Annotated in this window: 15 protein-coding genes; 6 read left to right on the forward strand and 9 right to left on the reverse strand. The window is 72.9% G+C overall.

Annotation, left to right across the window (positions count from 1 at the left end; all coding sequences use genetic code 11):
• Positions 1–33 precede the first annotated feature (33 nt).
• The 4 genes from WMF33_RS07245 to WMF33_RS07260 all read right to left on the reverse strand — a co-directional run bounded on the left by WMF33_RS07245 (position 34) and on the right by WMF33_RS07260 (position 3,343).
• On the reverse strand, positions 34–534 hold the full coding sequence (locus tag WMF33_RS07245; RefSeq protein ID WP_437336442.1) for a hypothetical protein: 501 nt from the start codon (positions 532–534) through the stop codon (positions 34–36).
• 237 nt (positions 535–771) lie between these two features.
• Positions 772–1,152, reverse strand: coding sequence for a c-type cytochrome (locus WMF33_RS07250; protein ID WP_437336443.1), 381 nt, complete (start codon positions 1,150–1,152; stop codon positions 772–774).
• A gap of 272 nt (positions 1,153–1,424) precedes the next feature.
• The gene (locus WMF33_RS07255; RefSeq protein ID WP_061621756.1) at positions 1,425–1,889 is read right to left on the reverse strand and encodes an SRPBCC family protein; all 465 of its coding nucleotides are present in this window, start codon (positions 1,887–1,889) and stop codon (positions 1,425–1,427) included.
• A gap of 170 nt (positions 1,890–2,059) precedes the next feature.
• A complete protein-coding gene (locus tag WMF33_RS07260) occupies positions 2,060–3,343 on the reverse strand; it encodes a SprT-like domain-containing protein (RefSeq protein ID WP_437336444.1) in 1,284 nt (427 codons plus the stop codon).
• 174 nt (positions 3,344–3,517) lie between these two features.
• On the opposite strand from WMF33_RS07260, the gene WMF33_RS07265 reads away from it, so the two are divergent.
• Both WMF33_RS07265 and WMF33_RS07270 read left to right on the forward strand, forming a co-directional pair.
• Positions 3,518–5,542 carry a sulfatase-like hydrolase/transferase gene (locus tag WMF33_RS07265; RefSeq protein ID WP_437336445.1) on the forward strand — a complete coding sequence of 675 codons (2,025 nt, stop codon included), beginning with the start codon at positions 3,518–3,520 and terminating at the stop codon, positions 5,540–5,542.
• Positions 5,543–5,547: 5 nt separating this feature from the next.
• Entirely contained in the window at positions 5,548–7,500 is a 1,953-nt protein-coding gene (locus WMF33_RS07270; protein ID WP_437336446.1) for a sulfatase-like hydrolase/transferase, read from the forward strand.
• A gap of 89 nt (positions 7,501–7,589) precedes the next feature.
• Here WMF33_RS07270 and WMF33_RS07275 read toward each other — a convergent pair whose 3' ends face one another.
• The gene (locus WMF33_RS07275; RefSeq protein WP_437336447.1) at positions 7,590–8,105 is read right to left on the reverse strand and encodes a DUF1993 domain-containing protein; all 516 of its coding nucleotides are present in this window, start codon (positions 8,103–8,105) and stop codon (positions 7,590–7,592) included.
• Between the two features lie 241 nt (positions 8,106–8,346).
• On the reverse strand, positions 8,347–11,415 hold the full coding sequence (locus WMF33_RS07280; protein ID WP_437336448.1) for a PEP/pyruvate-binding domain-containing protein: 3,069 nt from the start codon (positions 11,413–11,415) through the stop codon (positions 8,347–8,349).
• Positions 11,416–11,693: 278 nt separating this feature from the next.
• Between WMF33_RS07280 and WMF33_RS07285 the strand changes: the two genes are divergently transcribed.
• The 4 genes from WMF33_RS07285 (at position 11,694) to WMF33_RS07300 (ending at position 15,726) form a co-directional block, all read left to right on the forward strand.
• Positions 11,694–12,671: a YegS/Rv2252/BmrU family lipid kinase gene (locus WMF33_RS07285; RefSeq protein WP_437336449.1), complete on the forward strand. Its 978-nt coding sequence runs from the start codon at positions 11,694–11,696 to the stop codon at positions 12,669–12,671.
• Positions 12,672–12,846: 175 nt separating this feature from the next.
• A complete protein-coding gene (locus tag WMF33_RS07290; protein WP_437336450.1) occupies positions 12,847–13,467 on the forward strand; it encodes a hypothetical protein in 621 nt (206 codons plus the stop codon).
• 61 nt (positions 13,468–13,528) lie between these two features.
• Positions 13,529–14,662, forward strand: coding sequence for a formimidoylglutamate deiminase (locus WMF33_RS07295; RefSeq protein WP_437336451.1), 1,134 nt, complete (start codon positions 13,529–13,531; stop codon positions 14,660–14,662).
• A gap of 284 nt (positions 14,663–14,946) precedes the next feature.
• Positions 14,947–15,726: a DUF4328 domain-containing protein gene (locus tag WMF33_RS07300; protein WP_437336452.1), complete on the forward strand. Its 780-nt coding sequence runs from the start codon at positions 14,947–14,949 to the stop codon at positions 15,724–15,726.
• Positions 15,727–15,840: 114 nt separating this feature from the next.
• On the opposite strand, the gene WMF33_RS07305 is transcribed toward WMF33_RS07300, so the two are convergent.
• The 3 genes from WMF33_RS07305 to WMF33_RS07315 form a co-directional block, all read right to left on the reverse strand.
• Positions 15,841–16,668 (reverse strand): hypothetical protein, encoded by an 828-nt coding sequence (locus tag WMF33_RS07305; RefSeq protein WP_437336453.1) that lies wholly within the window; start codon positions 16,666–16,668, stop codon positions 15,841–15,843.
• Complete coding sequence (locus WMF33_RS07310) at positions 16,665–18,149, reverse strand: DUF5924 family protein (RefSeq protein ID WP_437336454.1); 1,485 nt, start codon at positions 18,147–18,149, stop codon at positions 16,665–16,667. Before WMF33_RS07310 ends, WMF33_RS07305 begins: the two co-directional genes overlap by 4 nt.
• An 88-nt stretch (positions 18,150–18,237) precedes the next feature.
• Positions 18,238–18,981 carry a dienelactone hydrolase family protein gene (locus WMF33_RS07315; RefSeq protein WP_437336455.1) on the reverse strand — a complete coding sequence of 248 codons (744 nt, stop codon included), beginning with the start codon at positions 18,979–18,981 and terminating at the stop codon, positions 18,238–18,240.
• Between the last annotated feature and the right edge of the window lie 184 nt (positions 18,982–19,165).

The following is a 19,165-nucleotide window of genomic DNA, read 5'->3' on the forward strand; positions in this document are numbered from 1 at the left end:
CTCGAGGCAGCGGCGCGCCGGGGCCCGAGGCGATCAGGGCGAGGCGGTCACCACGGTGGCGGCGACCGCGGCGAAGCGCAGGAGGTCCTCCGCGCGGGCCACGAGCTCGAGGTTGAAGGTCGTGCCCGCCGTGAGCTCGCCCGAGGCTCCGACCTCCAGCGCGCCGGACGCGGCGTCGGGCGGCAGCGTGAGCGGCGTGTACACGAGCCCGGCGGGAGGTGCGTTGACGATGATCTCGATCGGCTCGTCGAAGCCGTTGAATCGACGGATCGAGAGATCGACGGACGTCAGCCCGTCATAGGGGATGTCGATGGTGGCGGGGACGATGAACAGCGCGAAGTCCGGCGCTGCGTCCATGCCCCCGCCGCCGGCGCTGCCGCCGTCCCCGCCGCCGCCGCCGCCGCCGCCCCCGGCGCTGCCGCCGTCTCCGCCGGCGCCGCTCGTCGTGGTGCTCCCGTGCCCCGCCTGTCCGCCGGCGCCCTCGCCCCCGGGGACGTCGTCGGAGCACCCGAAGGCCGAGAGGGCAATTGTCAACGCTACAACAAAGCTGAAGCTCCGCTGTAAACGCATCGGGTCAGGTCTCATGTCGAAGGGAGCCGTCGTGCTTCCGAGGTGGGGTGTCTCGGGGGGTGCCGCGTGCGCCGCGGCCACGGTATCGCTGCTCTGGCGGGGCCTGCAAGCGGGCCGGGCGGCTTTGGGCTGGGTCGCCAGCGCGCCGTCTCGCGAGACGGCGCGCTGGCGTTCAGACGAGGCGTGAGAGATGGGGGGCGACTACTGCGTTTCGCAGGCGAGATAGATCCGGATCGACTCGACCGTGGCGTCCTGGAGCCGGCCGGTCGGGGGCATCGCGCCCTCGTCGACCTCCTCGTAGATCTTCTCCGCGTGCTCGCTGACATACGTCGGATCGTCGACGTTGGCGCCCTCGGGCGCGTTGGCGCGGGCCGCCGCCCCCACCTTCGTCGTCGAGTGACAGATACTGCAGTTGCCCATCAGCGCATCCAGGCCCGCCGCCTGCTCCGCCGCGGAGTCGGGCGGGCACGCGCCGAGCGGTCCTTCCTCGCCTTTCGGGTCGGGGTCATCGCCGCCGCAGCCCTGGAGCGAGCCGATGACGAAGGGCGCAAGGCAGAGCAGGAAAATCGTACGAACGCGCATCAAAGCACCTCAACAGCTTGTTAGAGGAACGGTGGCGAGCCGGGTTCGAGCCTCCAGCCATGCAGGCTAGCCGGGCGCCGCGCGGGATGGTGCCTGGCGCCGCGCACCGGGTCAACAAAGACGGACGGGCTCGATGCGGGGGAGATGCGATTCCGGTCGGCGCGCGCCGCCGCGCGGAGCGCCCGCGCCGTGCCGCCCACGGCCTCCCTCGCCGGGCCGAGCGGCTCGACGCGCGCTCTCGTCCTCGCGACGCGCCGCGCCGCGCCGCGCTTCTAGCTCGCCCGCCGCCGCTCCAGGTGCGTCTTCATCGCCTTGAGATCCCCGTGCACGGCCTTCTTGAAGCTGCCGATGAACAGCCGCCCGAGCGTCTCCATGAACCACCCCATCCCGGCGATCTCGCCATCCATCCGGAGCAGCGTCCCGGCGCCCTGGGGCTCGAAGACGTAGCGAAAGCGGTATTCCCCGCGCCCCGTCGTGCCCTTCTTCCCGTCGACGAAGAGGTCCAGGCTCTTGCCGGGCTCTGCCGCCGTGACCTCGAACAGCTCGGTCGACTCCTTGCCGAACATCTTGCGGGTCTCACGCCACATCGTACCCTTGCCGGCGACGTCGCCCGTGAGCTTCTCCACCCGCACGAAATTCGGCATCCAGTCGCCGAAGGAGTCGATGTCGGTCGCGAGCCGGAAGACATCCTCGGGCGACGCATCGAATCGCTCTTCAATGGTGAACCGGAGCGGCATCTCGTTCTTCTCCTAGGTTGGCCCGCGCACCGGGCCATCGTGCCGGAACCGCTCCATCCCCGTCAACGCGCCCGTCGAGCGCGCGTCGCCGTCCAGATGCGGGCCGCGCGTCGTCGCCGACGTCCGCCCGGGCCGCGCGCGGCCCGGGGCGACGCCGGCGACCGCGACGATCAGCCCTTCTTGCCCGGCGGCAGCAGCATGCCCCGCTCGCCGGTCGCCCCCTGCATCGGGCGGTGCAGCACGATCTTCCGTCCCGCCTCGCGCCCGTGCGCGTGCGCCGCCGTCCGCTGGTTGCCCGCGTGACGCAGGTGCTGCACGTGCGGGTGGCGCGTCCGGTAGTAGCCGTCCAGGTCGGCGTCCCTCACCCAGACGAGCCCCTGCTCCGCGGACACCTTCCGCTCCGCGTTCAGCTTCTCGAGGAACCCGAGCATCACGCCGGCCTGGTAGGTCCGACGGTCCTTGTTGCCCTTCACGGCGTGCGTCCGCTTGTGCTCGTTCCACAGCTGCTCGGCCGTGTGGTGCAGGAACGCGTGCACGTAGGCCGCCATCTCGAGGTTCGCCGGCGTCCCGCAGATCTCGAGGACGCTGCCCCGCTTGCCCTCGAGCGGCGCGTAGACCGGCACCCAGATCGCCTCGACGAAGAAATGCTTCCCAAGGATCCCCCCGACGATCCGCTCGCTCTCGCCCACGCGCCCGCTCGGCGCGCCGAGGTGGCGGAAGCCGTACTGCCGCGCGGCGCGCGCCTTCGCGACGTCGAGGTTGTACTTCAGCATCAGCCGCTGCGCGGCGCTCATCGCCGCCTGCGCCTCGTTCGCGTTCGGGCTGTCCGCGAGCGCGAGCAGCCGCGCGATGCGGTCGAGGATCCGGGCGTCCGCGCTGTCCACGCTCCCGTCGCCGCGCGCCGCCCCGCCCGCATCCGCCGACGGCATCCCGGACGCCGTCGCGTCGATGCCCAGGCGCTCGCACACCTCGCGGAACGCCGGCCCGTGCGCCGCCTCGTCCGTGACGCCCAGCACCTCGTGCACGTACTGGTGCGCCATCTCGTGCTTGAGCACCTCGATCACGACCCCCCACGGCTGCGTCAGCACGAGCGGCCGCGAGATCTCGATCGCCCGCGCCTCGGACATCCAGCGCCCGAGCCGGCTCGCGGCGTCGGACAGCTCGATCGACGGAGGGCGCAGCTTCCGCCGGAAATGCGTGTAGTTGAGGCTCTGGTACGCCGCCATCAGCTCGCGCACGAGCGCCGCCTCGAGCTCGGCGCTGAGCCTCGCCGCCGTCTGGCGCGGCGGCTCGGGCGCCGGCGCGCCAGGGGACGGTCGCGGCTCGGGCGGCGCGCCGGCTGCGGGGGGCGGCGCGCCGGCTGCGGGGGACGAGGACGGTTCGGCCGGCGGCGCGGCGGCCTCTCGGGCCTGCTGAGCGCCGCGCAACCCGTTCAGGAAGAGCTGCTCCGCCATGTCGGACGCCTCTCATGGCACGCCTCGGGCGGCTGTCGAAGGGTTTTCTCCGCCCGTCCGCCCCCCCGGCTAGCCTGAACCATCATCGGGGCGCCACCGACCCGCCGCAGAAACGTTCCCGAGTCGCCACGCCCTGGCTACACTCGCGCGCGACCCGTGCACCCGTTCCAGCCGTTGAACGATCCTCCGGCGGCCGACGCCGACGCCGCCAGCCGCTCGTCCCGCGGCCTCGCCCGCGATCTCGGCCCGGATCGCGCGGCGGCGCGCGCGCGGCTGCGCTCCCTCGCCCGCGCCCGCCGCCGCTATGGCCGCCTGTTCCTCGCGCTCCCGCTGCTCCTCGTCGTGCTCGCGGACGTCCGCATCCGCGGCGATCGCCTGCTCGACCTGAGCGCCAAGCACGCGGCGAGCTACCTCGGCGCGATGGTCGAGAGCGCCGCGCTCTGGGGGCTCCTGCTCTTCGCGGCCTCGTCGCGGCGGGGCGCGTCGCGGTGGATCGCGGCCCTGCTGTTCGTGACGCTCGCGACGCTCTCGCTCGGCGGCCAGCTCTATTTCCACCGCCAGTACGCCACGTACCTCAACCTCGACGCCACGCTCTTCGGGACCTCGCTCTCCGCGAGCCTCTTCGGCCAGCTCCGGGCCGACGGGGAGAACTTCCTCCGCTCGGTCCTCCCGCCGCTCCTGCTCGCGGTCGCGCTCGTCTGGCTCGGCCGGCGGATCGTGCGCCCCGGGCGCACGGCGTGGGCCCGCGCCGCGCGCCTCGCCGCGCCCGCGGGCGTGGTGGCCGCCCTCGTGCTGCCCTGCTCGTACCGCACGGTGCAGGCGTCCACGCCCGACGTCATCTACTTCCACGCGATCGGCGGCCTCATCAAGGAGCTCGTCGGCGTCCAGACCACGGCGCAGGTGCGCCCCGGCCTCCGCACGCCGCCCGCGCTGCCGCCGCTGACCCCGAAGCCCGGCCCGCGGCGCAACGTGCTCTTCATCCTGACCGAGAGCGTGCGCGCCGACGTCACGTGCTCGGCGCCCGCGGCCGCCGGCGCGGCGCCCTCCGGGTGCCCCGGCACGCCGCGCATCGACGCGGCGGCGCCCGGCCGGCTGCCGCTCACGCAGATGCGCTCGAACGCCTCGACGACGGCGATCGGGCTCGCGGTGCTCTGGTCCGGCCTCCAGCCGATCGCCACGCGCGAGGAGCTCCACACCGCGCCGCTCGTCTTCGATTACGCGGACGCCGCCGGCTTCGACGGCGCCTACTGGACGAGCCACCACATGATGTTCGCGAACTCGCGCCTCTACGTGCAGGACCTGCCGGTCTCGCACCAGTGCGGCGCGACCGAGCTCGATCCGCTCGCCGACATCGATCTCGGGGCCGACGACCGGAAGCTGTCGGCGCGCGCGCGGTCCGAGCTGCTCTCGCTGCGCGAGCCGTTCCTCGCGGTCGCCCACTTCGGCAACACCCACGTCCCGTACCTTGTCGACCCGGAGGACGCGCCGTTCCAGCCGGCCCTCGAGAGCAAGGCGCCGGACGACAACGAGGCGTACCGCAACTTCTACAGGAACGCGGTCTACCGGCAGGACGCGGCGATCGCCGAGCTCATCGACTTCGTCCGGCGCTCTCCGGTCGGCGAGCGCACGGTGATCGTCTTCACCTCGGATCACGGCGAGGCGTTCCGCGAGCACGGCCAGCTCGGCCACACAGGATCCATCCTCGACGAGGAGATCCGGGTGCCCGGCTGGATCGACGCGCCGCCGGGCACGCTGACGGCCGCGGAGGAGTCCGCGCTGCGCGCCGCGCGGGACGAGCTCGTCTTCCACACGGACGTGACGCCGACGTTGCTCGACCTCATGGGCCTGTGGGAGGAGCCGGCGCTCGCGGGCTACCGGGCGGCGATGGTCGGCCGCAGCCTGCTCCGGCCGTCGCCGGGGCCGGCGACGCTGGCGCTCACGAACTGCACCGGGATCTGGGGCTGCGCGTTCAAGAACTGGGGGATGATGCGCGGCAACATGAAGCTCGAATCCCGCGCGTGGGACACCGCGTGGCACTGCTACGACGTGCTCGCCGACCCCCGCGAGCAGCGCGACCTCGGGCCCGCCGCCTGCGGCGACCTGCCCCGGCTCGCCGACGCGATCTACGGCGGCCCTGCCGGCAGCGTCGACGTCCCGGCCCACCTCCGCGGCCTCGCGGCGGCGCCTCGCCGCGACTGATCCGGATGGCGCAGGACCTCGATCGACAGGGCGCCGCGCCCGCCGCTCGCCCGCGCGCCGCGCGCCGGGCCGCGCGCCGCCGGCGCCGCCTCCTCGGCCTCGCCCTGCTCGCGTCGCCGGCGCTCTGGTTCCTCGTCGTCGACGTGCTGCGGCGGGCCCGCCACATGACCACGTTCGATCGGCTCCACGCGGCCGGGTACGCCGCGACCGTCGCCGTGTCGCTGGGGTTCTGGGGCGTCCTGCTCTACGTCGCCTCGGGCCGCCGCGGCGCCCTGCGCGGCGTGACGGGCGGCCTGTTCGTCGCGCTCTTCACGCTCGCGTGCGGCGTCCAGGGCGGCTTCCACGCCCTCTACAACATCTACTGCTCGATCGACTCGCAGATCCACTCCCAGTCGATCCCCTGGTCGATCGTGGGCACGCTCCCGCTCGGGCACCCGCGCGTGCTCGCCCACTTCGCCGTCGCGCTCGGGCTCGCCCTTGCGGCGCTCCGGCTCTCCCGCCGGTTCGTGCGCCCGCGGCGGCTCCGGCGGCGCGTCGCCGCGGCGCTCGTGCCGCTCGCGCTGATCGGCGTGACGAGGATCCCGGTGAGCTACCGGGTGATCCAGTCGTCGTCGGCCGACATGATCTACTTCCACGGCATCACCGCCGTGGTCAAAGAGCACCTCGGCATCACCGACGACTCGCCGGATCTGCGGGTGCAGCGCCGCGACCCGGAGCGCGTGCCGCCGCTCGCCGCGCGGCCTGCGCGGCCGCGGAACGTCGTGCTCATCCTGCAGGAGAGCCAGCGGGCGGACGTGACGTGCGTCGAGTACGACCCGGACTGCGCGCTGGCGACGCCGTTCTCCAACGCCGCCGCGCCGGCGCGCATGCCGCTCTTGCAGATGCGGGCGCACGACTCGACGACGGCCATCTCCATCTCGAACATCTGGTCCGGCGTCTCCCCGACGGAGAGCCTCGCGGCGCTCAGCTCGGCCCCGCTGCTCTGGGATTACGCCCACGCGGCCGGGTGGGACACGGCGTACTGGACGAGCCAGAACCTCATGTTCGGGAACGCCCGGCTCTATGTGCAGGACATCCCGGTCTCGCACCGGGTCGTCGCGACGCAGCTCGATCCGGGCGCCGACCTCGATTACGGCGCCTATGACCGGCAGCTCACGGATCGCGTGATCGAGGAGTGGGGCGAGCTCGCCGAGCCGTTCTTCGCGGTCGTGCATTACTCGAACATCCACTTCCCGTACGTGAGCGATCCGATGCATGCGCCCTTTCAGCCCAGCGAGCTGAGCAAGGCGCCCGACAAGAACGAGCATTTCAAGAACTACTATCGCAACGTCGTTTACCTGTCGGACATGGCGGTCGGCCGGCTCATCGAGCACATCCGGGGGACGCCGAGCGGCGAGCGCACGGTGATCGTGTACACCTCGGATCATGGCGAGTCGTTCCGGGAGCACTGGCAGCTCGGCCACACGAGCTCGCTGTGGGACGAGGAGATCCTCGTCCCCGCGTGGATCGACGCGCCGGAGGGGACGCTGACCCCGGAGGAGCGGGCGAGCATCGCGGGCGCGCGGGACGATTTCGTGTGGCACCTCGATCTCGCGCCGACGTTCCTCGATCTGATGGGCCTCTGGGACGAGCCGCGGCTCGCGCGGTTCCGCGGCCGGATGATGGGGCACCCGTTGACGCGGCCGGAGCGCACGGTCGCGCCGGTGCCGCTCACGAACTGCACGTGGGTGTGGGGGTGTTCCTTCCGCAACTGGGGGATGATGCAGGGGCCGCTGAAGATCGAGGCGCGCGAGTGGGACGGCGAGTTCCACTGCTTCAACGTGCTGGAGGATCCGCTCGAGCTGACCAACCTGGGAGAGCAGGCGTGCGCGCCGCTGCCCGATCTCGGGCGCGCGCTCTTCCACGAGATGCCGAACGTGACGCCGCCGGGGAGGCCGAAGGTCGACTGGGGCGGTTGAGCCTGTCGGGGCGGCCCGGCGCCGCCCCACCGCTCATCCGAGGGGAGGGCCGGCGCCGCGGGCTCGTGGGGCGGGGGACGCCGCCGCGGTCACAGGTCGCGGAGGTCGAGCGCGCCGATGAAGTCGCCCTTGCCGACGTCGATCCCGTTGTGCCGCAGGATCGAGTACGCCGTGGTGGCGTGGAAGTAGAAGTTGGGCAGCGAGAACTGGAACACGAAGTCCGCCGCCTTCATGCCCTTGCCCGGCAAAAAGAACAGCGGGATCGTGCGCTCTTCCGCGCCCTTCAGCTGCTCCGGCTTCAGTGCCTTCACCTGCTCGATCGCCTTCCCGATGCGGGCGCGCAGCTCCGCGATCGTCTCCTGCTCGGCGTCCTCGCGCGCCGGCGCCTCCTCGCCGGTGAGGAGCGCGGCCAGCCGCACCGGCCAGTGCGCGACGGTCTGGATCTGACGCCGGAGGTTCCACTGGTCGGGCGCGAGGCGCGCGGTGAGGAGCTCCTCCGGGTTGAACTTCTTCTGCTCGGCGTAGGCCTGGGCCTTGTCGAGCCAGACCAGCACCTGACCGAGCATGCGAGCCATCTGCGGGAACGAGCTGTCATAAAGGCTCATGATCTTCTCCTCGTCGACGGTATGAACCGGCGCCTCTGGTCCATCCGCAGCCTGCGCGCGTCAACCCCGCGCGCGCCGGCCTCGGTCCACGGCGCGCGGTGACCCGGAGCAGCGGCCGAGCTAGGCCGTAATCTGTTGAAATTGCTTCACAATATGGCGGGCGGAGGACGAGTGACGGCCCCGGCGGAGCCCCGGGCGGCCGCGCGGCGGGCCGGGGCTCCGCGGGCCGCCCGCGAGGCGCTCAGTCGATCTGGGTGAACTCGCCCGCCGCGTCGGCGGTCCACACCTGCGGAGGCATCCCCTCGATGTCGGAGGTGCGGACGTAGATCCACCGGATGCCCTTGTCGTCGAGCTCGGCGAGGAGCGCCGGGTCGAGGCCGGGCTCGAGCCGGGGCTCGAAGACGAAATCCTCCGAGAAGTTGTGGTGCGCCGGGCGGTACGTCTGCGCGTTGTAGCCCTTGAGCACGATCGGGCTGCTCGTCAGCCCCGTGATGCGCGTCTCCACCCATTTGTGGAGAGGCGCCGTGTACCCGGCCGTCGGGCCCTTCGGGGAAGGCGGCCAGTAGAACGACGTCTCCACCTGGACGCTGGACGACGCCGACGCGAGCGAGCGCTCCTGGAGCAGCGCGCCCTCCACGGGCGGACCCTCCGCGGGGCAGGCGCCGAGCCGCACCGCCTCCGTCGACACGCTGAGCGGCGTGCCGTCCCAGTCGAGCGACGACACCGGCGTGGCGTACTCGGCGCGGACCTCGAGCCCGAAATCGCGCAGCGCGACGAGCGGCCCCACCGACGGCGGCAGCAGCTCGGGCACGGCCGAGGTGGCGAGCGCGAAGGTGACCGCCGAGGCCCCGTCGCCGTCCACGAACGCGTCCGTGGCCGTCTGGTCGGCGTACGTGTGCGTCGCGCCCGGCCACGCCGCGGGGCTCCCCGTCAGCGTCGCCACCGAGCCGGAAGAGAGGTAGTCGAGCGTCGCGTCCTCGAAGAGGGTCGCGCCGAGGGCCTCCGGCGTGAGGAACGCGCTCTTCGGCGAGAGGCGCGCGCGCACCTTGAGCCGGTGGTTCGCGAACACGTCGCCGAACTCGCCCTGGAACGTGCAGAGCTCCTGCGCTTCGGGGAGCAGGAACGGCGTGAGGCTCGGCGTCGTGCTCGGGACCGAGACCTCGCGCACCTGCTTCACCACGAGCTCCCCGGGCTTCATCTTCTTGAACTCGTAGTCGAGCAGGAACGCCGTCTTGCTCGGGTGCACCTCCCTGAACCGCTCCTCGACCCGGCCGAGCAGGGAGGCGAGCGCGCGGTAGTCGTCCTCCCACTTCATCACGTGGTCCCCGAGCGGGACGAGCGTCGAGCCGGCGCGGAGCTGCACGTACGTCTCGCCGAAATCGCTGATCACGCTCACGACCTCCGGCAGCGCTCCCCCTTCCGGGTTGGTGACGGACGTCGCCCCGAGCTGCGTCACGATCTTGATCTCGTCCGTGGGCGGGATCCCGCGCGAGAGCGTGGCGACGCCGTTCGCCATCTCGTCCTCGTCAGGATAGGAGTAGTGCACGAGGACGCCCATGCCGACCTCGGCCTCGTCCACGCCGTACAGGAGCCGGGCGAGGAAGGCGTTGTCGTTGTAGAAGCTCGCGTACACCTTGCGGATCGCGCGGAACACGCCGCGCTCCTCGTCCTCGCCGGCCTCGCAGTGGCTCGGCCCCACCTCGTCGGCGTCCTGGTCGTCGGCCAGGCAGCCGCTGTAGCTGTCGTAGAGGCCCGCGCCCGTGAAGACCGCGCTGTCCTCCACGTTGGTCGAGCTCCGGAACCGGATCTTCCTCGTGGGGGAGAAGTCCGCGATCGCCGCCTCGATCGCCTGCCGCTGCCCCGCGGAGAAGGCGGTGTCCTTGGTGATCCGATCGCGGATCGCCGCGAGATCGACCTTGAGCGCCCGCGTGTCGGGCGGATACGTGTAGCCGCCGAGGCGCTCGGCGATCTCGGCGCGCAGCGTGCTGCCGCCGGGCATGACCTGATCGAGGAAATCGTCCCAGAGATCGAACGACAGCGCGACAGCGACATCGGAGCTCTCGGGGATGGCGTCCCGCAAGAGGCCGAAGTTCGCGGCCTTGCCGCCGAAATGGACGATGTCCGCGGGGCCGAGATCCTCGGTGGAGCCCGAGTAGGCCCCGAGCGGCTCCTTGGGCTGGATCCCGAGATCGCCCGGCCGCTTCAGCGAGAGGAGCTGCTCCTTGTCCGCCGGAGCGAGCTTCCCGTCAGCGTCGAAGAGCGCGGCCCGGCACACGACCCCCCACTCCAGCGAGGCGCGCAGCGCGACCTCCTTGCCGTCGAGCGCCTTCGCCTGCTCGGCCGTGGCCGGGTCCCCGACGTACACGAACGGGATGCCGAACGACGTCGCCAGGAGCGCGGTGTGCGCGTTCGGGGTCGACGGCGACAGCGAGATGATGCCCGCCACATAAGGCACCTCCGCGGGAACGGAGTCGGTGAGGAGGATGTCCTCGGCCCGGAGATCGCCGCTCGCGTAGGCCGCGTCGATCATGTCCGGCGGGACATAGCGGAGCCGGCCCACGGCCCAGCCGGTCGAGTAGCACGCGTCGCCGTTCAACCATCGCTCGACCGAGCTCACGGGGAACCCGCTCTCCGCGAAGAACGCGCTGTTCGCCGCGGCCGACTCGGCCTGCTCGTAGGTCGGGAAATAGAAGGGCTTCGTCCCCTCGGGCGCGACGATGCTGTCCTTCACGAGATCGAGGACGACGCGCGCCATCTCGGGATCGTAGGCGTCCTGACGGACCAGCTGGACGCCGTACTCCGGCTCGGTGGCCGCGAAGGGCGAGATGAGCACCGCGCCGAGGATGGCCTTCTGCCCCTCTTCGTAGAGCGACACCTGGTCGAACTCGTCCAGCGTCATCTCGACGAACGGGTCGAGCCGCTCCGTGGCGAACTCGGCGTGAAACGGGTACTCGTTGCTGTTCTGGTAATAGACCTTGGTGGGGTCGTGCATCAGCACGGTGAACTTCACCCAGGTCGGCCCGTCGTACGACGAGTACGCCGCGAAGGGGTCGAAGGGGATCTCGATCTGGTTCTTCCAGAGCTCGGACGGGGTGATGTCGATCGGGTAGGTCTCGACGGGCCACTCGTAGCCGTCACCGCCACCCTCGCCGCCGTCACCGCCGTCACCGCCTTCGCCGCCCGTACCACCTGCTCCGCCGGTGGCGTCCCCGCCGCCCGCGGCGCCGCTGCCCCCGGAGCCACCCGAGGAGCCGTCGTCGCACGCGGTGAGCGTGCCTGCGCCGAGGAGCGCCAGCGCAAGGCAAGCCATTCGACCGATTCGTTGAAACCTCATGGGAGACGCCGATGTACAATCGTCGTGCCACCGTGCTGCCGAGAGCGCCTTCGCGCCGCGCGGCGGGGCGTTCGTGTCGCGCGCATGGCGCACGCAGGCACAACCGCCGGGAGCGCGCCCGAGCGGGCGGGCGGGCGGCGCGTCGATGCGCGCCGGCGCCGCCCTCGGCCCCGCCGGCGCCGGCGCGGCGGCCCGCGGGCTCCATGACGAATTTTCTTGGGGTTTCAACCGCTTCGGCGTTCTAGGATACGGCGATGACCGAGCGGAGAGCGGCGCTGATCTTCAACCCTGCTGCTGGCCACGCCGGGGATGCGGTCGAGTCGCTTCCTTCGCGGCTCCAGCGCGAGTTCGCGCTGAGCGTCTACGAGACGAGCGCGGACCGCAGCGCCGCCGCGTGCGCCGAGGCGGCGCGCCGGGAGGGCGCCCCCCTGGTCATCGCGGCGGGCGGCGACGGGACGATCTCGAGCGTCGCGTCCGCGCTCCTCGGAACGGACACGTGCCTGGGCATCCTGCCGCTCGGCACGGCGAACTCGATCGCGCTCACGCTGGGCATCCCGGCCGACCTGGAGGGGGCCATCGAGGTCCTCGTCCGCGGCGAGCCGACGCGCATCGACGCCGCCCGCGCGAACGGGCGGACCATGATCCTGCTGTCAGCGGTCGGGCTCCACGCCGACACCGTGGGCGAGACCCCGCAGGACGCCAAGCAGCGCTGGGGGGTGCTCGCGTACATCGGCACCGGGCTGAAGAAGCTGATGAGCCTGGAGCCGTTCGGGGTCGAGATCGTGACCGACGACCAGCGGATCCACTGCCGGGCGGTGGCGGTGACGGTCGCGAACATGGCGCCTGCGCGCACGGTGCTGGCGCAGGGGCCGCCGGTCGTGTCGCCGGAGGACGGGCGGCTCGACGTCACCATCGTGTCGGCGACGACGCTGGTCGAGGCGGTCGCGACGGGCCTGCACCTCCTCCGGACCGCGATCGACGGCGAGCCGGCCGAGCGCGACAACGTCGGGTTCTTCGCCGCCCGGCGGGTCCTCATCAGCACCGATCCGCCGCAGCGCGTGCTCATCGACGGCGAGGAGGTCGGGACCACGCCCCTCGCGGTCGAGTGCTTCCCGCGCGCCCTGACGGTCATGGCCGCCCGCCGCGAGGAGGTCCCCGCGCCGCCGCCCGCCGCCGAGGTCGAGGTGAAGCTGGAAGGGCTGCCCGAGCTCGAGGTCGAGCCGAAGGCCTGAGGCGACCGCGCGGCCGGCGCGGCGGCCGTCGCGACGCGCGCGCCCGCCGCGGCGGCGACAGCAGCATTGTGACGCGGAACACGAGGGGAAAGCGACAGCGGCCCTGCGTAAGGAAAGGTGGTTTCGCCGGTGGGGCGGAGCTTGATCCTGATTCCTTACAAGGGAGCTTGGAAGCATGCGATCGACGTTCTGGGCGGGGGTGGTGGGGGTGTGTCTGGCCTGTGGTCTCTCGGGCCTCGGCTGCGGGGATGACGGGGCTCCGGCGCCGGAGGAACCGACGGGCGGTGAGCGGACCGGCGAGGGCTCGTGCTCGGGGTTCGACCCGTCGACGGTGGTCGATGAGCTCACGCCCGAGGAGGCCGAGCAGGCGTGCAGGGGATACCGCAAGTGCAGCGCCGACGACGTGGACGTCGAGTACGTGTGCCGCATGATCGGCGTGATGGGCGCGATGTTCGGGGACGATCCCGGGACCGACGACGCCGGGGTGCGGGCGAGGTGCGCCGAGCAGTACGAGGGCTGCATGGCCGACCCACGGCAGGCAGAGCAGCTCGTCGCGCAGGTCGTCGCGGCGCTGGAGGAGCAACCCTGTGTCGCGCCCACGCAGTGCACGGCGACCATCGCGGAGATCGACGCGTGCGCCGCCGCGATGAGCGAGTACTCTCGCAACGTGCTCCCCGCGTGCAGCGCGCTCACCGTGGCGTGGTACGACCAGGAACGGGACACCGATGCGGTCATGGCGGCCTGCGGCAAGCTCAGCCTCGACTGCCTGACGCTCATCACGGTACCGGAGGAGTGACCGGCAGCCCGACGGCGCCGCGCCTTCCGCCGGCCTCCCCGGCGTGGTAGGTCGAGCGGCGATGAGGCTGACGGCGGGGGCCATCGAGCTGCCGGCGCTGGCGAGCGCCCACTCCCATGCGTTCCAGCGCGGGATGCGCGGGGAGGCGCAGCGGCCGGGGCCGTCGGGGTCGGACGACTTCTGGTCGTGGCGGACCGCCATGTACGCGCTCGCGGCGTCGCTCACGCCCGAGTCCATTCACGCGATCTCGAAGGTGGCCTATCGCGAGCTCCGCGCCGCGGGCGTCCGCACGGTGGGCGAGTTCCACTACGTGCACCACCAGCCGGACGGCGCGCCCTACGCGGATCGCACCGTGCTCGCGGACGCGGTGATCGAGGCCGCGCGCGCGGAGGGCCTCCGGATCGCGCTCCTCCGGGTCGTCTACGCGCGCGCCGGCGCGGGCCGGGCGCCCGAGGGGGCGCAGCGGCGGTTCTCGGACGGCTCGCTCGACGCCGCGCTCGCGGACGTCGAGGCGCTCCGGGCGCGCTACGCGGGCTGCGACGACGTGCGCGTCGGGGTGGCGCCGCACAGCGTCCGCGCCGTGCCCCCGGCGTGGCTCGGCGAGATCGCGCGGTACGCCGCGGAGCGCGGGCTCATGGTGCACATGCACGTGGCCGAGCAGCCGGCCGAGATCGAGGCGTGCCTCGCCGAGACGGGCCGGCGCCCCGTGGAGCTCCTGGCCGAGCGCGGGCTCCTGAGCGAGCGCTTCGTGGCGGTGCACGCGACGCACCTCGCGCCGCACGAGCCGGCGCTCCTCGGCGCGGCGCGGGCGTTCGCGTGCCTGTGCCCCACGACCGAGCGCGACCTCGGCGACGGGCTGCCCGACGTGGGGGCGCTGCGCGGGGCGGGGGTGCGGCTGTGCGTGGGGATCGACAGCCACGTGATCACCGATCCGTTCGAGGACCTGCGGGGCGTGGAGCTCGGCGAGCGGCTGCGGACGGGCAAGCGCGTGACGCTGCGGGGCGAGGGCGAGGGGACGCCGGCCGAGGCGCTCTGGGAGATCGGCTCGCGGCGCGGGGCGGAGGCGTGCGGGTTCGCGGACGCGGGCGGCAGCATCTCGATCCGCCGGGACGCGCCGGCGCTCGCGCTGGTGCGGGAGGAGCGGCTCCTCGACGCGGTGGTGTACAGCGGGAGCCCGGCGATCGTGGACGATTGACGTCGGCAGGCACGGAAGCTCGCGTTTGCCGACGGGACGCGGATGCAGGTGTGTGGGATTGGTGCCACGCGGCGCGAGGAGCGAATCGGCTCCATTCCCGGGCATCCGTCGCGCGGGCGCGCGGGAGCGCGCCCGGCAAACCTCGCTGGGCGGCAGGGGGTGCCGGGTAGGGCCTGCCGTAAGGCAGCGCTTGCATTGCGATGCGGCGCATTCCGCTGATAGCCTCGCTCATCGTGAGCGGTTGGGCCGAAGCGCGGGAGGGGTGGGGCCGCGACGTCCGCGTCGTGCGCCGGCGCGCTCGTGCGGCGGTTGCCGGGCTGCTCTTGATGGGAGCTGTGGCGGCGTTCACGGCGCTGGTCGGGGCATGGCACATTGTGCTGCTCGGCTCGACGGAGGTCTCGGCGTCGACGTGGCAGCTTGCCAACGCGCTCCGCGAGGCCGGGGGGTTGCTCGAGCTGGGGTTCGGGATCGTTGCGGGCGTGTTGTTCCTGCGCTGGCTCGCCAGGGCTGTCGCGCTGGCTGGCGAGCTGGATCCCGTGCGGGGTTTTTCCTGGACGCCGTCCGAGTCGGTCGTGGCATTCCTCATTCCCGTCGTGAACCTGGTGCAGCCGTACAGGGTGCTGCGGGATCTCCACGACGGCCTTGCTCCGGCGGGCGTGCCCGAGCCTGCGCCGCGCCCTCTCCTGGACGGCGAGGGTGGTTACCGGCGCGTCGAGATGGCGCACGCCCCGCGGGCGGGCGCGGTGCACCATGCCGCCCTCGGCGCGTGGTGGGGGCTCTACCTCGCGAGCCGCGGCCTCGGGTGGCTGGCCTCTGTCATGCCGCAGCTGACCGTGGCGGAGTTCATCCGGTCCCGGTATGCGTTCATTGCGTCCGACGTGGCGTCGATCGCTGCTGCGTGGCTCGCGGTGCGCATGGTCCGGGCGATCGACAGCCGGGTCGCGGAGCGCCATCGAAGGTTGGCGTATGCTTCCGACGAGGAGCTCGACCGCCTCCTCGTGGAGCGCGATCTCCTGTTGCGGCGGGAATTGGCGAAGATCACCGACTTCGGCGATCCCGCGTAGGACCAGCGCCTCCCGGCTGAGATCTGGCGCGCCCACGCGACGGCCGGGCGTCCGGCAGGCAGACCAGGTGCGCTCGAGGCGCGCTGGCCCGGCGCGCGTCGAGGCGGCGGGCGCTCACCCCATCGCGCCCGCCACGAGCTGCGCCGCCCTCAGGACCGCCGCCGCGATCGCCCCCACCTTCCACGCGCGCGAGAGCCACCACTGCGCCTCGCCGCCGTCGAGCCACGGCGGGACCCACGCCGGCGGCGCCACCAGATCCGCGACGGTGAGCACCCGCTCCCGCCGCTGCGCCTCGCGGTAGCCGCCCTCGCCGCCGCGCACGTGCTCCTCCGCCCGCACGTACGCGAACAGCCGCGCGCTCCCGCCCTCCGGGAGCAGCGCCCCGCCCGCGCCGAGCGCCTCCGGCGTCGCCGGCAGCTCGAGCCGCGCGCCGCCCTGCGCGAGCCGGAGCGCGCCCGCGCCGGCACGCTCGACGCGCGCGCGGACCCAGCCGTCGGGGCGCTCGCCGCGGAGCAGCGCGCGGAGCGGCGTCAGCTCGGGGCTCGGGCCCAGGCGGGGCGCGCGTCGCCCCGGGAAGAGGCGCGCCGCGACGAACCAGAGCACGATCGGGAACACCGACAGGATGAGGTGCAGATCGGTCGCGCTGGCCACGCCCGCCGCGCCGTCGAGCACCGGGAAGGAGAGCACGCCCGCGGCGGCGAAGGCGCCGACCGCGATCGTCGCGCCGAACCCGCCGACGACGCCGAACGCGACGTTGCCGATGGCGATGACGCCGACGGCGACGTTGCCGATCGCGATGAACCCGCGCGCGACGTTGCCGATCGCGATGAAGCCCGTGACGACGTTGCCGAACACGAGGAACCCGTTCGCCATGTTGCCGACGTCGACCCAGCGCGCGCGCTGCGCGGCGCCGGCCCGGTCGCCCTGGAGCGGCGCCTTCATTCGGTCACCTCGAACGCGGTGCGGCCGACGAGCTGGCCGTCCTCGGTCTCGACATCCACGGTCCAGTGCCCGGCCAGGCGCCGCGGCAGGCTCCCGCCCACGAGCTGCGACTTGAGCCGCACCGCGCCCTCCGGGCCAGGCACCCGCAGCGTCTCCTCCGGCGCGCGGAGGATCTCGCGCCCCTCGTGCCGCCACACGTGGACGAGGCGGTCCCCGTCGCCGCCCGGCACCACCACGTCGGTCACCGCGCGCAGCTCTCGAATCACGGAAAAGTGCAGCGATTTCACGGACATGGCCAGGCGGCCGTCCGGGAGCACCGAGGGGCCCACGGCCGCGGAGGACAGGTGCATCGGCACCGGCGGGATGATCTCCCGCGTGCCGTAGGCGAGCCCGACCCCGGCGGCCGACGCGATGACCAGGAACACCAGGCCCACCCGGCTCCACAGCGCCCCGAACGGCAGGTGAAGCGTGCAGAAGCCGAGCACGGACACGAGGGCGGCCGACAGCAGCGTGTAGAGCGTCCGGGTGTTGGGGAGGAGCGCGGGGATGACGAGGTTCAGGCAGGCGAACAGCGTCACCCCGTAGAACACCGAGGCGAGCGTCTTCCAGCGCATGAGCACGCGGTCGAAGACGAGATCGAGCGTCGAGAGCACCGCGCAGGCGCCGAGGAGGAGGACGAACCACCGGTTCGGCGCGTCCAGGCTGGCGCTCTTCCAGTAGAACGGGAGGAGGAAGAAGAGCATGCCCTGATAGAGGTTCTTCAGGACATAGGTCATCACGAGGAAGCGCAGCCGGGCGCCGCGCCACGCGGTCGCGAAGTCCTGGCGGGCGCCGGTGCCGAAGAGCCGGAAGAACAGGAGCACGAGCAGCCAGGCGACGCTGACCGAGATCGCGAGGAAGCGGGCGTGCTGGAACCCCTTCTGCGCGAAGGCGACCACGAAGGCGCCGAGGCTGAGCGCATAGGCGGTGTGCAGCCACCAGAGCTTCTTGTGGTGGCGCTTGAAGAAGGCGCGGGCGGCCGACTTGAGGTCCTGAGGCCGGCCCTCCTCCTGCGCCTCGGCGTCGAGGTCGACGAAGGACGCCTTGGGCTCGGCCTTGACGGTCGGCGCGTCGTCCTCCGCGGTGGCCCGTGCCGGCCGCGCGGGCATCTTGAGCGTGCGGTCGTCGTGGTCCCCGCCCGGGGCGCCGGCCTTGGGCGGCATGCGCAGGGTGACGTCGTCGATGGCGCCGCGCTCCCGGCCGCCGGGCGCGGCGGCGGCCCCGGCGCCCCCGGGCGCGCGCGGCGCGGCGTCGTCGGGCGCGCGGCCGGGCTCGTCGCTCGGCATGTACACGATGGTCGGCGCCTCCCCGAAGGCGTCGGGCACGCGCGGCTTCTGGACCAGGGTCGTGGCGTTGGAGGACGGCGGCGCGGGCCGCGAGGGCGCGTTCGCGTGGGCCTCGGGGGCCGAGGCGTCGGGGGAGCGCGGCGCGGGCTGTTTCATGTCCGGTGCGCAGCGTACCCGACGGGTGCTCTGCCATCGAGCGCCTCGGGAGGCATGGCCCGACGCGGGGCCGGCCGCCGGGCCCGACTCAGCCTGACCGGCGCTCGAGGACCTCCTCGAGGAAGCTCCGCATCGCCGCCCACGATCGCCGGGCGGCCGCGGCGTCGTACTGGAGGCCTGCCTGCGGGAGGTTCGCGCCCGGGTAGGTGAACGCGTGCATCGCGTGGCCGTGGGCGTGGATCTGCCAGTCGGCCTTCGCCTCGGTGAGCTCGCGCGCGAGGGCGAGCACGTCGGCGGGCGGCGCCATCGGGTCTTCCCAGCCGTGGAGCACGAGCACGCTGGCCGTGATGGGCGCCTGCGGTCCCAGGTTCGGCGGGTGCAGCAGCCCGTGGAAGCTCACCACGCCCTTCAGGCCCGGCGGCGCGCTCCGCGCCAGGTCGAGGGCGCACAGCCCTCCGAAGCAGTATCCGATCGCCGCGATGCGGTCGGGGTCGGCGAGCGGGTGCCGTCTGGCCGCCGCGATGCCTGCCTCGAGGCGCCTGCGGAGCAGGCCGCGGTCCTCCATGAAGGGCGCCATGAGCCGCGAGTTGTCCTCCATCTCGCCGCCGCGGACGCCCTTGCCGTAGACGTCGAGCGCGAAGCCGACGTAGCCCAGGCCGGCCAGCTCCACGGCCTTCTCGTGCATGGCCTCGTTCAGCCCTGCCCACGCGTGGGCGATGAGGACGCAGGGCCGCTTCGCGGCGCTCGAGGCGTCGTGCGCGACGTACGCCTCGCAGACCGTCTCACCCTCGGTGTAATCGAGGCGTTCGGTGTGGATGTGCGGGGGTGGCATGGGCGGCATTGTCCTTGTCCCTTGCGAGCTCGAGCGAGCCAGCGTTCTAGCCCGGATGCGCCCGTCGCCGCCAGGTCAGGAAGCCCGCGGCCCGCATCCGGCCGTGGGCAGGTCGCCGGGGCGGCACCAGCGGCTCGCCAGGGACCGGCGGGCGCTGCTCGCGCGCTCCGAGGCCGAGCGCAGC

Source organism: Sorangium sp. So ce394, assembly GCF_051474665.1.
Lineage (GTDB): Bacteria > Myxococcota_A > Polyangia > Polyangiales > Polyangiaceae > Sorangium > Sorangium cellulosum_D.

Excerpts from the sequence above, each read along its gene's own strand:
- WMF33_RS07250 (WP_437336443.1), bottom strand. The coding sequence starts at position 1,152 with ATGCGCGTTCGTACGATTTTCCTGCTCTGCCTTGCGCCCTTCGTCATC.
- WMF33_RS07255 (WP_061621756.1), bottom strand. The coding sequence starts at position 1,889 with ATGCCGCTCCGGTTCACCATTGAAGAGCGATTCGATGCGTCGCCCGAG.
- WMF33_RS07260 (WP_437336444.1), bottom strand. The coding sequence starts at position 3,343 with ATGGCGGAGCAGCTCTTCCTGAACGGGTTGCGCGGCGCTCAGCAGGCC.
- WMF33_RS07270 (WP_437336446.1), top strand. The coding sequence starts at position 5,548 with ATGGCGCAGGACCTCGATCGACAGGGCGCCGCGCCCGCCGCTCGCCCG.
- WMF33_RS07275 (WP_437336447.1), bottom strand. The coding sequence starts at position 8,105 with ATGAGCCTTTATGACAGCTCGTTCCCGCAGATGGCTCGCATGCTCGGT.
- WMF33_RS07280 (WP_437336448.1), bottom strand. The coding sequence starts at position 11,415 with ATGGCTTGCCTTGCGCTGGCGCTCCTCGGCGCAGGCACGCTCACCGCG.
- WMF33_RS07285 (WP_437336449.1), top strand. The coding sequence starts at position 11,694 with ATGACCGAGCGGAGAGCGGCGCTGATCTTCAACCCTGCTGCTGGCCAC.
- WMF33_RS07290 (WP_437336450.1), top strand. The coding sequence starts at position 12,847 with ATGCGATCGACGTTCTGGGCGGGGGTGGTGGGGGTGTGTCTGGCCTGT.
- WMF33_RS07295 (WP_437336451.1), top strand. The coding sequence starts at position 13,529 with ATGAGGCTGACGGCGGGGGCCATCGAGCTGCCGGCGCTGGCGAGCGCC.
- WMF33_RS07305 (WP_437336453.1), bottom strand. The coding sequence starts at position 16,668 with ATGAAGGCGCCGCTCCAGGGCGACCGGGCCGGCGCCGCGCAGCGCGCG.
- WMF33_RS07310 (WP_437336454.1), bottom strand. The coding sequence starts at position 18,149 with ATGAAACAGCCCGCGCCGCGCTCCCCCGACGCCTCGGCCCCCGAGGCC.
- WMF33_RS07315 (WP_437336455.1), bottom strand. The coding sequence starts at position 18,981 with ATGCCACCCCCGCACATCCACACCGAACGCCTCGATTACACCGAGGGT.